Raw genomic sequence first — 12,402 nt, forward strand, 5'->3', positions numbered from 1 at the left:
GTGCGTATCCGTTCTCTTGACCTGATCCGCTACGGGCACTTCACCGACACGACGCTTCAGTTCCCGTCAGGCGGACCTGACTTTCATATTGTGTACGGCGAGAACGAGGCTGGAAAGTCGACGACGATGTCGGCTATTGAAGATCTGCTGTTCGGCATTCCCGGGCAATCAACCCGTAATTTTCTTCATGATAATGCGGCGCTGCGCATCGCCGCCACCTTGGAACGCGATGGCGCGTCGCATTCGGTCCGGCGCCGCAAGGGCAACAAGGACACGCTTCTCGGCCCCGACGACCTGCCGCTTGCGGCCGGCGATGGCCTGCTCGCTCCCTTGCTCGGCGGAATGGACCGTGCGTTTTTCTGCCGGATGTTCTGTCTTGATCATGAGCGCCTGCGGGCCGGCGGGCGGGATATCATCCAGGCGAAGGATAATATCGGCGCGACATTGTTCGCCGCAGGCGCCGGGGTGTCAGGTCTCCGCGATCGGCTGGCTGCGATGCAGGAAGAGGCGGACGGGCTCTGGGCCGGCCGCAAGGCGGGCCACCGGAAATACTACCAAGCCGAGGATCGCCTTAAAGAGGCCGACGCAGCGCTACGTCAGCACACGGTGACCGCGAGCAAATGGCAGGAACTGAAATCCGCTTTCGAAGAGGCGCGTGGCCTTTCCAGTCATATCGAGAAGGAGATCGAAGAGCAGGTTGCCGAACTTGCGAAGATTTCTCGAGTCCGGCGCGTATATCGCAGTGTGCGTCGGATTCATGAGATCGAAGCCGAGATAGCCGCCCTCGGCGCGGTGGTCGAATTGCCTTCCGACGCAGCTACGCAATTTGAAAAGGCCTCGGCGGATAACGCTGCTGCGGAAGTGCGGATAAACACATTCCGCGAACATATCGCAGCAATCAGCGTCGAAATTTCCGCGCTCGTGGTCGATGATAACGTACTTCTCTACCAAGCGGAAATTGAACGCCTTTCGAAGCGTAGCATACAGCTCTCTTCAGGCCGGGCCGACTTGCCGAAGCGGCGAGTCGAACTCGCCGCAGCGGAAGAGGTCCTGAAGCGCGCGGCGATTGAACTGGGCTGGACAGGTCCCACCACCAACCTGGTCGAGAGAATTCCGCCGCGGGCCAAGGTTTCGGCGGTCCGCGGATTGTCGACATCGCGCGGTAGCCGATTTGCGGCAGTCGGAAGCGCTCAAGCGGCGCTTGAGGATGCCAGCGAAAAACTCGCTGATATTCAGGCGCGGATCGAAGCGCTCGGAATGCAGAAAGACCTCTCGGGGCTGGCTGGCGTCGTCAAGTCCATTCGCGCCTTTGGTGATCTCGATGCGCGTCTCCTGAGTATCCAACAAGAGTATCAAGCGGCGGAAAGATCATGTCAGCGGCAAATGGCTGAGATGAATCCGCCCCTCGCAAGCGAAGAGAGTTTGCATGCCGTAAAAATCCCGGGGGAGGCCGTGGTAAGGGCCCATCGCGATGCTGTTCGCGAACTTGAGGCACGTATTCAACGCCAGCAAACTGCGACGCGCGAGTTGATGCGTACTATCGAAAACAATGGAAAGTCCTATGCTCGTCTTGTGTCGGATGAAAAAATCGTCGCCGCGGAGGAATTGAAAAAGCTGCGCGAACGGCGTGATGCCGGATGGTCCATCATAAGGCGTCGACATGTCGACAATATCGTGGTGCCGGAGTCGGAAGAGCTCGCTTTCACAAATGGCGACCCGCTGCTCAATGCCTATGAAGCGGCCATCGACCGGGCCGACGTGGCGGCGGACCGTCGTTTTCAAAATGCACAGTCGACCGCTGCGGCCATGGTGCTGGCTCGGCAAATCGCCGAACAGCAAGACGCTCTTGACTGCACGAAGCAGGAGCTTCTTTCGTCAACCGAAGAGCAGAACACGTTGACCGCAGCTTGGGTGGCCCAGTGGAAAGAGGTCACCGAAAACCCGCGCTCTCCGGACGAAATGCTGGACTGGCTCACCGCGAGGGCAAGCGTGCTTGATCAGATCGCCAAGCGCGACGCCGCGCTTCATGCAGAGTCCTCGCTCCAGCAGCAAATGTCAAAGGCGAAGCAACAGCTCGTCTGCCTGATGGCGGACGCGGCGATGGCGTCCTCGGCAGACGGTCTGCCGCTGAACGGCATTCTTGGGGCGGCGGAAGCGCGCCTCCGCACGGAGGAAGGCAACACGCAAAAGAGGAGTGAGCTTTCGCTCGAGGAGCGGAAAGGTACAGCGGAAGTCGAACGCAGGCGCGCAGCTGTCGAAATCGCTGCGAAGGAACGTGATGTTTGGAACATGCAGTGGAACGAGGCCTTGGCGGCTCTCAATCTGTCACCCGAAGCCCCGATTGAAACCGTTCAGGAGCAAATCGAAGCGATCGATCAGATGCGGGAGACGTCTGCCAAGATCGCGGACCTGGAGCATGAGCGCATTGGAAAGATCGAGCGGGATATCAGGGCGTTTGCCGAGGATATCGAAAAGCTCGTGAATGCAATCGCGCCGCAGTTTTCGGGGCGGGATCCAGATGAAGCAATCCTCCAGCTCCATGCGCAATTGAGTGCGGCGAAGCAGACCGTTGTGTCCCGCGACGAAAGGGATGAAGCGGTGCAGGGCCTGCAGAAGAAACTGGAAGAATGCGACAGGTCCAGAAGGGACGCCACCGCCGCAATAGACGTCCTCAAAAACGCCGCAGCCGTCGATTCGATCGACGGATTGCGACTGGCTATTCGCCAGTCCGATCTGCAACGCGCGCTGAAGGATGAGTGGTTGCGCTTGCGACGCGCGCTAGATGCTGATGGTGATGGGCTTGGCGTCGAACAGCTCGACGAAGAATGCCGCAGCGCCGATCCAGATCACGCAGCGGCTCGGGAGCAAACACTGACGGCAACACTCAAAGAGACTCGGGAACGCCAGCTGAGCGCAATTCAGAATCGTAACGACGCTCAGCGTTTTTTCGAGGCTGTCGGCGGAGACGCTGCTGCCGCCAAAGCTGCTGCTGATCGTCAGGTGGCTTTGACCGAAATGAAGGAGGCGGCGGCGCAGTATGCGCGCGTTCGCTCCGCAACCCTTATCCTAAGATGGGCCATCGAGCGGTTTAGGCGCGAAAAGCAGGCGCCATTGCTCAAACGAGCGGGAGAGCTGTTCTCTATTCTGACTGGTGGCTCGTTCCAACGGCTTGCGCTCGAATACGACGAGAAGGATGTCCCACATTTGGCGGGCGTACGTGGAGACGGCGGGGCGGTCCCAGTGTCAGGTCTCAGCGAAGGGGCTGCCGATCAGCTCTTTGTCGCGCTGCGAATCGCTGCCGTTGAAGACTATCTGATGCATGCCGTGCCGGTGCCATTTATCGCCGATGATCTTTTCATCAATTACGACGATGCGCGCGCGGCTGCTGGCTTCAGGGTGCTGCAACTGCTTGCGGAGAAAACCCAGGTGCTCTTCTTTACGCATCACCATCACCTGCTTGATGTGGCGCATACTGCATTTGGCAAGACTGTTTCAACGAAAATGCTGGAGCGTCGTCCGCATCAGATGAAGAGCGTTGCTTAGCTGGTTTGCAGAATGCATATTTCGAAGATCAATATCTCTAACCTTCAAAGGCCCTCCGAAGCGAATGTATGCGACACGCTTCTCCTTCTCGTTGGGGAAATCGTCTCGATGCCAAGCGTAGCGTGATCGGCTAAGGGCCAGTTTCAGATATAGGCGTGGATGCGATCCTCGGCCGAAATTGATCAACTCACTGAATCCCATTAGAGAGGACGCGGGCTGTCACGGATACGGTCGGTGTTGGCCGGGAGGGGACTGTATGGCGGCCAAGAGTGCGCCGGAGATCGCGCAGGAATTTGCGCAGGCGGCGCTCAGCGCCACACCGGTGGTCATTCTGGGCAGCGGCGCCTCGGCCGCGCACGGCGTGCCCGGCATGGGAGGCTTGGCGTTGCAGCTGTCCGCTGTCACCCCGCCCGCGGGCTGGACAGCAGACGAGCGAAGCGAATGGGATAAGTTCCTCGCGCGGCTTGCAACCGGCGATGATCTCGAAAGCGCCCTCCAAGCCGTGCGCCCGACGGAACGCCAAACTCAGTTCATCGCCACCGAGACCCGCGCGTTTCTCTTGCCGCACGATCTCGACATCTTCCAGGCGCTGTTGGCCGATCGGCGGGCGCTGCCGCTCTCGCGGCTGTACCGCCATCTCTTCGACAGCACGCACAAGACCGTCCATGTGGTCACGCCGAACTACGATCGGCTTGCGGAATATGCCGCGGACGCCGTCGATGTAAGCACGTTCACAGGCTTCAACTACGGTTATCTGCAATCGCGCGCCCGCGATTCCAACACGCGCATTTTCGTCAATAAGCAAGAGACCCGTACGGTTGCCGTCTGGAAAGTGCATGGTTCTCTCGACTGGTTCCAGGATTCGGCCGGCCAGATCATCGGTGTCCGTGGAATTCCGGACGTGCCGCCCGGATACGTGCCGCTGATGATCACGCCGGGCATCGACAAATATCGCCTGACGCATGGCGAGCCATTCCGAACAATCCTAAGCTGCAGCGATGCCGCGCTTGATAGCGCCCGCGCCTATTTCTGCGTCGGTTATGGCTTCAACGACGAGCACGTTCAAACCAAGCTGATCGAGCGTTGCGACCGAGAGTCCGTGCCGCTGGTCGTGATCACCAAGGAGCTGACGACGTCCGCCCGGACCTTCCTCGGCGGCGGACGCTGCCGGCGCTATCTCGCGATCGAGGAGGGGACGATGGGCGGGCGCGCCTATATGCACGATATGCCCAACGGGTTCGACTTAGATCAACCGATCTGGCGGCTCGACCGCTTTCTCGACGAAATGACAGGAGTCCCTAGGTGAGCATATTGAATTTCGCAGACGGAGAAGCGCTGGGCCGCGTCCAATCGGTTGACACGGCCACGGTCATCGTTCGCGTCGATGATGTCGAGGCGCTCCGAGCGCTTCAGGTGAACCGGTTGGTCGCGCTCCAAAGCAGCCTCGCTGGTCACAAGTTGATCGGCGTGATCCAAAAGATCACCCGTACAGCGCTCGAGGAAGCGAAGGTCGCCGATATCGAGCTATCCGAATCTGCGCATCCCGAAGTCAATCTGGTACGGATCACATTGATTGGCACGCTGCTCGATCGGGATGGACCGCGTGCCAACGTCTTCCGCCGGACGCTGGAGACTGTCCCGGAGATCGATGCCTGCTGCTTCGCGCTCGAAGGCGAGCGACTTACGCGCTTTATGGGGGTGATTTCGGAAGTAATGGGCGGCGCGCAGCGCCTGTCGCTTGGCGCTTATACGCTCGATCCGAACGCTCAGGCGTTCGTCAACGGCAATCGGTTGTTCCAGCGTCACGCGCTTATCGTCGGCAGCACCGGCTCGGGCAAGTCGTGGACGACTGCCCGCCTGCTCGAGCAAATCGCCGAGCTCGACAGCGCCAATGCCATCGTATTCGACATGCACGGGGAATATGCATCGATGGCTGGCGACGGTTTCGTCCATCTGCGCGTAGCGGGTCCAAGCGACATCGAAGCCGGGAAGGGGCTGGCCGATGGTGTGCTACATTTGCCCTATTGGCTCATGAGCTACGAGGCGCTTGTCTCGATGTTTGTTGACCGCACCGATCAGTCAGCGCCGAACCAGGCCATGATCATGTCGCGTGCAGTGGTCGACGCCAAGACCGGCTTCCTGAAAGACGGCGGTCATACCGAAGTGCTCGCCAACTTCACGATCGACAGTCCGGTACCTTTCAGGATGGAAACCGTGCTCGGCGAGCTCGATCGGATCAACGCCGAGATGGTGCCGGGAGCCAAGGCGGGCACCGAGAAGCAGGGCGATTTCCACGGCAAGCTCAGCCGATTAATCCAGCGCCTCGAGGGCAAACGCACCGATCGGCGCCTTGGCTTCCTATTCCCTGCGTCCGGCGTGGCAGACAGCTATGATTGGCTCGATCGCGCAGTTGAGCTGCTGCTCGGTGGCAGGGCGGCCAAAGGTGGCCATGGTGGCGTCAAGATCATCGACTTCTCCGAAGTTCCCTCCGACATTCTGCCGCTGATCGTCGGCATGGTCGCGCGCATGGCCTTCCATGTGCAGCAGTGGAGCACGCAGGGGCTTCGCCATCCGGTGGCACTGTTCTGCGACGAGGCGCATCTTTATATTCCACAGGATCCGACCTCGGGCGCCGCCGAGAATGCGATCGCCACCTTCGAGCGCATCGCCAAGGAGGGACGGAAATATGGCGTTGGGTTGGTCGTGATCAGCCAACGCCCCGCCGAAGTGAATCGTACGGTCGCCAGCCAGTGCAACAATCTCATCGCGATGCGGCTCACCAACGGTGACGACCAAGCCGTCGTGCGGCGGCTTCTGCCTGACAGCCTCGGTGGCTTCGGCGACCTGCTTCCGGTTCTCGACACAGGCGAGGCGCTCGTCGTCGGCGATGCAATTCTGCTGCCGACGCGTATCCGCATTGCCAAGCCGATCAATGAACCGCTCAGCGGCACGATCCAGTTCTGGGATCGTTGGGCCGACCCCGCGTCAGCGGCGACGCTCGACAAGGCTGTCGAGAGCTGGCGCCGTCAGACGCTTGTCAAATAGTTGCCTCCGCCAGGCCCGATAGTCTCAGGCGTCAGGGCTGGAGCCAATTCAAAGGGCGCTCTCAAAGGTGTATCCTCGGCGCTTGTCGAAAAGGTTCGCTCTCTGCCGGCCGTGTTTGACTCATACCGGTCATTCTGGCAGTTGGCCGAACCGATTCGGCGACCGACATGAGGTACACCAAAGCCGTCTGACGTCCGCCTCCGCATCGATCGCCACGGTGCACCAAGCCGAGAAGGCAGTCCGTCGGCCGCACCCCGGCACTGTTTACCTGTGGTACCCGAGATAGGCTGCGAGACTTTCCATCTGCACCGCTATTTTCCGGCCGGTCTCCTCATCCACGATGACGCTCTCGCCATTGATGGTGAAGTACATCAAATTTTTCCCGTAGTAGGACGAGCGGCCGAACTCGAGCTCGATCTTCGCGTCCTTCTTTTGGAGATCCGAGATTGTCTCTTCGAAAAAACAGGTAGTAGCCATTGGTGCCGCTCGATCAGTTACTGCTTGTTATGACGACTGAGCTCGGCGCGAACGAACATCGGTGAGCTGGTGTTGACGATCCGATCAGGCGTCACGCCGTTTCGAATCTTGATCAATGGCATGTCGACCGACACGACCACCCAATCAGAGTAGCCTTCGCTGCCGCCCTCGATCATGTGGATCTCGTATCGCGTCCCAACCTCAAACATGAGCACCTCGCTGGTATTCGGTGATATGCCAGTACTCGGAAATCAATCTAGAGCGATTCGACATACGATCTTAGCAGATCAACCGTCTCTAGAAGCTCCGCAGCCTCCATTGCCAGCAATAGTGCTTCAGCTGTCATCTCTGGCTTCTTGAAGCGTTCGCGCATGCGCCGGATCGCTGCAACGGCACGAGCTTCATCGAGTGCAATGGTAGGGGCTGATTTGGGCCAGCCTCTTATCGATGATCTCTGCGCTCACGCGTCTGACCGCTCAATTTCGAGAGCGGATGCAAGTGCAGCCTGGGAACGACTTACCGCGTCGGCGAGCTTTTCGATCTCGTCTCGAAGCGCGGCGATTTGGCCCTCAAGAGAAGATATCCGGCTGAGCGATTTTTGCCCAAGGCGCGTTGTGCCCCTGCTGTGCCCCTACTTTTCCGGGGCACACTTCGAGGGAACAAGATCTCTAACTTATTGATTAAATGGGATAAATGGTGGGCGCACAAGGGATCGAACCTTGGACCTCTCCCGTGTGAAGGGAACGCTCTCCCGCTGAGCTATGCGCCCGGGACCATCATGCAGACGGCCGGACTTTTGGGCCGGCCGGCGCATCGGAGCCCGCGATTTAGAAGTGCGGGCCCAAGGTGTCAAGTTTTCAGGCGCCCTGAGGCCGGAAAACCTTGCCGCAGTGTCGCAATTCGGCGGCGAGGCCGGATTTGGGGCCGCTCAGGCGCCCTGCTGGCGGGCGCGGGAGGCGTGGGCCTGCAGCGCGCGGATGCGCTCGGCGAGCGTTCCGCCGCCTTCGGGGAGGGCGGCGGCCGCGCCATTGGTCGCGACGCCATTGGCCGGGCGGGCGGCCTGCTTCGGCGGCTGGCCGGCCTCGGCCGCCAGCAGCGCCTCGATCGGCGAGTTCGGGCCCTCGAGCTGCATCGCGAGTTTCGCCACTTCGGCTGCGATGTCGTTGATGCGCTCGCGCAGCAGCGCGTTCTCCATGCGCTCGGTCGCCCAGGAGCTCTCCGCCTGCTGCTGGATCGCATTGATGTCGCGCTGGAGTTTGGCGCGCTCGTCGCGCGCGGTGCCGAGCTGCTCTTCCAGCGCGGCCTTTTCCGCGCGCATCGCCTCGAACGCAGCCGACGACTTGCCGCCGCTCAGTGCAGCGATCTCGACACGCAATTCCTTGATGGTGCGCTCGGAGCCCTCATTGGTCTGGCGGAGCTGGTTGTTCTCGTAGTCGCGCTCGGCAAGCAGCTTGCCTTGCGTGGCGAGGCGGCCTTCGAGGTCGGCGACGCGGCCGGACAGCATCTCGGCCTCCTTGACCTGCACGATGAGCTGGCGGTCGAGCTCCGTGACGCGCTGGCTCAGATTCTCGACGCGGCCGCGCGCATCGCCAAGCTCGCGCGAGGCGGTCTCCGACTCGACACGCTCCTGCGTCAGCCGCGTCTGCGTGGCGGTGAATTCTTTCTCGGCATCGCCGACGCGGTTCTTCAATTCCTCGATCTGGGCACGCACCGCGACCAGCTCGACCTGGCGACTCTCCGCCATCATTGAGCGGTCGGTGAGCTCCGAGTTGATCTTGGCGAGCTCGCCCTGCTTGTTGCTGAGCGCAATCCCGGCCTCGCGCAATGCTTCGGTCTTGGCGTTGAATTCCTCTTCGGTGGCGCGGAGCTGTTCCTTGACCGCCTTCTCGCGCGCCTCCAGCGCGAAGATCGTGGCGTTCTTCTCGCCGAGCTCGATCTTCATGCGGTTGATGGCGTCGCTCTTCTTGCCGAGCTCGGCGAGCTGGCTCGTGGTCTTGCTCTTGAGCTGGTCGACGCTCATCTCCAGCCGGCGTGCCGACATGGCGAATTCGGCGCGGAGCTGGTCCTTGTCGGCCTGGATCTCCGCCATCGACAGCGGCGTGGCCGCCTCGAGCCGGCGCGTGGTCAGGCGCACCGCGCGGTTATGCACCAGCGGCACGATGGCAAGCCCGCACAACATCGAGAGCAGGAAACCGATCGCCAGGTACATGATCGGTTCGACCATGGATCAGAACTCCGACAGCTAAGGAAAAATTTACCAAGGACAATGCATGGCGAGCCGGCAAAAAGCCAGCCCTGCCCTGTTGTTAACGTGAATCCGGAACGGAGGGGAGGAGGGGACCTAGAACGGGTTCCAGGTCGCTCGCGGCGTGTATTTGAGATAGCCGATATTGGCGCCCAGGCGCAGCCCGAGGCCGGAGCGGATCGGCACCAGCACGATGTTGTTGGCGGTGAGCGCCGTCATGCCGAAGCCGCCGATGATGTAGGCCGAGCCGTCGATGCCGGCGAAGCGCTGGTAGATCGCGTTGGTGGCGGGCAGGTTATAGACCAGCGTCATGGTGCGCGCGCCGTCGCCGCCCCAGTCGAAGCCGAGTGACGGACCCTGCCAGTAGACCCGCAGGTCGCCGGCATTCTTTGTGTAGAGCGTGCCTTCGCCGTAACGAAGCCCGGCGACGAACGCGCCGGAGCCTTCCTCACCCAGGATGTAGCCGTTCGGCAGGCCCCATTGGCTGACCGCTTTCTCGATGATCGAGGCGAGCCCACGCGAGACGTTGCCGAAGAAGCGGTGGCCGGCGGTGACGAGCTCGTCTGGCCCATAGGTGTTGGGCGTCGGGGTCCGCTGCGGCGGCGGCAGGTCCGGCGGTGGCGCAGCCGTCTGGGCGGAGGCCGGCACGATCCAGCCAGCCAGCGCTACGAGCGCCACTGCGGCAAGGCGTGATGCGAAAGTCATAAAAGAACCCCTGGTATCGATTCCGGTCCGCTTCCCTTAACCTGACGCCAACAGGCACGGTCCTAGGTTGCGCCGGATGTCCCCTCGACTCGGATGTTATCCGCAGCAACTATGACGGCACAACGGCAGGAAGATAGCCCTTTGCGCCCCGGAATTGCCTTGATCGGCCGTCTGGTCTGCCTGCTGGCAGGCATTTGGCTCGCCTGCTCAGCGGGGCCGATGCAGGCTGCCACCACCGAGCGGATCGTCGTCAATCGCTTCTCGGGCGTCGCCATCGAAGGCTTCGATCCCGTGGCCTATTTCGTCGATGGCGGCCCGGGGCAGGGGACGGCGGAGTTCGAGGCCAACCTATGGGGCGCGGTCTGGCGGTTCCGGAACGAGGGCAACCGGGCCTCCTTCCTGGCCCATCCCGAGGTCTACGGCCCGCAGTTCGGCGGCTACGACCCGGCCGACATCGCGCGCGGCGTCGTCGTCGCCGGCAATCCCCGCTTCTTCGTGATCGCGGAGCAGCGCCTCTATCTGTTCAGCCGCGAAGACAATCGCGACGCCTTCGCCGCCAATCCCGAGCGCTTCCTGTATGAAGTCGGCAAGCGCTGGCCGGCGCTTCAGGACCAGCTCAGTCAATAGGCATGACCGCCGCGGCATCGCCCCACGCCACGAACGCCGGGATGATGAAACCGGTATCGCCACGCTCGCCGAACCGGATCGCGCCGCCCTTGCCGTCGGTCACCTTGCCGCCGGCTGCCGTGACCACGGCGCAACCCGCCCCGACGTCCCATTCCGAGGTCGGCCCGAAGCGGGGATAGATGTCGGCGCTGCCCTCGGCGATCCGTCCGAATTTGACCGCCGAGCCACAGGTCTTACGAACGGCGTTGGGCCGGCTGTCGATGAAGGCTTCGCTTTTGGGATCGCCGTGAGAGCGACTCACCGCCGCGACCCAGGGCTCGCCGCGCCCCGGCAATCTGCGGGTTCGGATCGGCTCGGCAGCGCCGATGGTGGTTCCGTCAAACGTCACGCGCTCGGCGCCGCGGCCGACGATGCCGCGCCAGAGCAGCCCGAGCGCGGGTGCGGCTACGATGCCGAGCAGCGGCACGCCCTCGGTCACGAGGGCGAGGTTGACGGTGAACTCGTCGCGCCCGGCGACGAACTCCTTGGTGCCGTCGAGCGGGTCGATCAGGAAGAAGCTGCCGCGAAACGGCGGCGAGGCGAGCTGGCACCGCTCCTCCGAGAGCGATGGCACGTCGTTCGCTAGCCTGGCGAGCCCCTCCGCAATGATTCGGTCGGCGGCGAGGTCGGCCTCGGTGACCGGCGAGCCGTCCTGCTTGCCGTCGACCCGCATCGCCGCGCGGTTGACCGCGAGGATCGCCTCGCCGGCCTGAACCACCAGCGCGGTCAGGGGCTCCATCAGCCGGGATGCGGCCTCGCCGTCGATAATCCTCACCTGCGTGCCTCATTCATTAGCAAGTCTCGCTCTCTTCACTTGATTCGCCCGCGTGCCTTATGGCCGCTTCGAACCTATCGCAAGCTAGCTGCCACGGGCTGGTGAATGTTAGAACCCGCAGCATCCGTCAAGCATGCGTGATTCGCCGCGTCCGTGCCGTGCAATTCCAGGAACCCTTTATGTCTGACGCTCCGTCGCCCGGTACCGCCACCGCTCCAGATGCGCTCGAACTCGCAGCGCTGCTGTGTTCGCGGGTCTGTCATGATCTCATCAGCCCGGTCGGCGCCATCGTCAATGGGCTCGAGGTGCTCGATGACGATCCCAAGCCCGAGGACCGCGAATTCGCGCTCGACCTGATACGCAAGAGTGCGAAGACGGCCTCCGCCCGCCTGCAATTCTGCCGCCTCGCCTTCGGCGCGGCCGGCTCCTCCGGCGCGCAGATCGACCTTGGCGATGCCCAGACCATGGCGCGCGGCCACATCGAGGACGGCAAGTGCACGATCACGTGGAATCTGCCGCGGCTGCTGCTGCCGAAGAATCGCGTCAAGCTGCTGCTCAATATGCTTGTCGTGTCCCAGCACACGATCCCGCGCGGCGGCATGCTCACGATCGATCCGGTCGGCGAGGGCGAGACGATGAGCTTCCGCATCACTGCGACCGGACACAACGCCCGCCTGCCGCAGAACATCTCCGAGCTTCTGAGCGGTGAACGCGGGCCGGCTGCGGACGCGCATGCGATCCAGCCTTATTATACGCGGCTCCTGGCGCAGGCATGCGGGCTTACCGTGACGCTCAAGCTAGAGGGCGAAGCCATCATCATTACCGCTTCGTAAACGCGCCCGTCGCTCTCAGAGGTTAATCGAATCTGTACGAGGCGCTTCGGCTTGTCCGGAGCGCCTTATCTCTTTGTTGGTTCCGTTCTTTTGCACTTACTCAACCATTATTA

10 protein-coding genes and 1 tRNA gene are annotated in these 12,402 nt (G+C 62.0%); 5 read left to right on the forward strand and 6 right to left on the reverse strand.

Annotation, left to right across the window (positions count from 1 at the left end; all coding sequences use genetic code 11):
* The 3 genes from ACLFLU_RS09700 (at position 1) to ACLFLU_RS09710 (ending at position 6,588) form a co-directional block, all read left to right on the forward strand.
* Positions 1 to 3,543: an AAA family ATPase gene (locus ACLFLU_RS09700; protein ID WP_426411971.1), complete on the forward strand. Its 3,543-nt coding sequence runs from the start codon at positions 1 to 3 to the stop codon at positions 3,541 to 3,543.
* A gap of 256 nt (positions 3,544 to 3,799) precedes the next feature.
* Positions 3,800 to 4,849 (forward strand): SIR2 family protein, encoded by a 1,050-nt coding sequence (locus tag ACLFLU_RS09705; protein WP_426411972.1) that lies wholly within the window; start codon positions 3,800 to 3,802, stop codon positions 4,847 to 4,849.
* Positions 4,846 to 6,588 (forward strand): ATP-binding protein, encoded by a 1,743-nt coding sequence (locus tag ACLFLU_RS09710; protein ID WP_426411973.1) that lies wholly within the window; start codon positions 4,846 to 4,848, stop codon positions 6,586 to 6,588. The genes ACLFLU_RS09705 and ACLFLU_RS09710 overlap by 4 nt, the downstream gene beginning before the upstream one ends.
* Positions 6,589 to 6,852: 264 nt before the next feature.
* Here the strand turns inward: ACLFLU_RS09710 and ACLFLU_RS09715 are convergent, their stop codons facing one another.
* The 5 genes from ACLFLU_RS09715 to ACLFLU_RS09735 all read right to left on the reverse strand — a co-directional run bounded on the left by ACLFLU_RS09715 (position 6,853) and on the right by ACLFLU_RS09735 (position 10,015).
* Positions 6,853 to 7,065, reverse strand: coding sequence for a hypothetical protein (locus ACLFLU_RS09715; RefSeq protein WP_426411974.1), 213 nt, complete (start codon positions 7,063 to 7,065; stop codon positions 6,853 to 6,855).
* 17 nt (positions 7,066 to 7,082) lie between these two features.
* Positions 7,083 to 7,241 carry a hypothetical protein gene (locus ACLFLU_RS09720; protein ID WP_426411975.1) on the reverse strand — a complete coding sequence of 53 codons (159 nt, stop codon included), beginning with the start codon at positions 7,239 to 7,241 and terminating at the stop codon, positions 7,083 to 7,085.
* A gap of 518 nt (positions 7,242 to 7,759) precedes the next feature.
* Positions 7,760 to 7,834, reverse strand: a tRNA-Val gene (locus ACLFLU_RS09725).
* Between the two features lie 159 nt (positions 7,835 to 7,993).
* The gene (locus ACLFLU_RS09730; RefSeq protein WP_426411976.1) at positions 7,994 to 9,289 is read right to left on the reverse strand and encodes a hypothetical protein; all 1,296 of its coding nucleotides are present in this window, start codon (positions 9,287 to 9,289) and stop codon (positions 7,994 to 7,996) included.
* A gap of 117 nt (positions 9,290 to 9,406) precedes the next feature.
* Entirely contained in the window at positions 9,407 to 10,015 is a 609-nt protein-coding gene (locus ACLFLU_RS09735; RefSeq protein ID WP_426411977.1) for a DUF1134 domain-containing protein, read from the reverse strand.
* A 141-nt stretch (positions 10,016 to 10,156) separates the two neighbouring features.
* On the opposite strand from ACLFLU_RS09735, the gene ACLFLU_RS09740 reads away from it, so the two are divergent.
* On the forward strand, positions 10,157 to 10,642 hold the full coding sequence (locus tag ACLFLU_RS09740) for a YHS domain-containing (seleno)protein (RefSeq protein ID WP_426411978.1): 486 nt from the start codon (positions 10,157 to 10,159) through the stop codon (positions 10,640 to 10,642).
* On the opposite strand, the gene ACLFLU_RS09745 is transcribed toward ACLFLU_RS09740, so the two are convergent.
* The gene (locus ACLFLU_RS09745; RefSeq protein WP_426413957.1) at positions 10,632 to 11,420 is read right to left on the reverse strand and encodes a 3'(2'),5'-bisphosphate nucleotidase CysQ family protein; all 789 of its coding nucleotides are present in this window, start codon (positions 11,418 to 11,420) and stop codon (positions 10,632 to 10,634) included. The genes ACLFLU_RS09740 and ACLFLU_RS09745 overlap by 11 nt on opposite strands.
* A 215-nt stretch (positions 11,421 to 11,635) precedes the next feature.
* Here ACLFLU_RS09745 and chpT point away from each other — a divergent pair, with 215 nt between their 5' ends.
* Positions 11,636 to 12,289: a histidine phosphotransferase ChpT gene (gene chpT / locus ACLFLU_RS09750; protein ID WP_426411979.1), complete on the forward strand. Its 654-nt coding sequence runs from the start codon at positions 11,636 to 11,638 to the stop codon at positions 12,287 to 12,289.
* Positions 12,290 to 12,402 lie beyond the last annotated feature (113 nt).

This window comes from Bradyrhizobium ganzhouense (assembly GCF_049949285.1).
Classification (GTDB): Bacteria; Pseudomonadota; Alphaproteobacteria; order Rhizobiales; family Xanthobacteraceae; genus Bradyrhizobium; species Bradyrhizobium ganzhouense.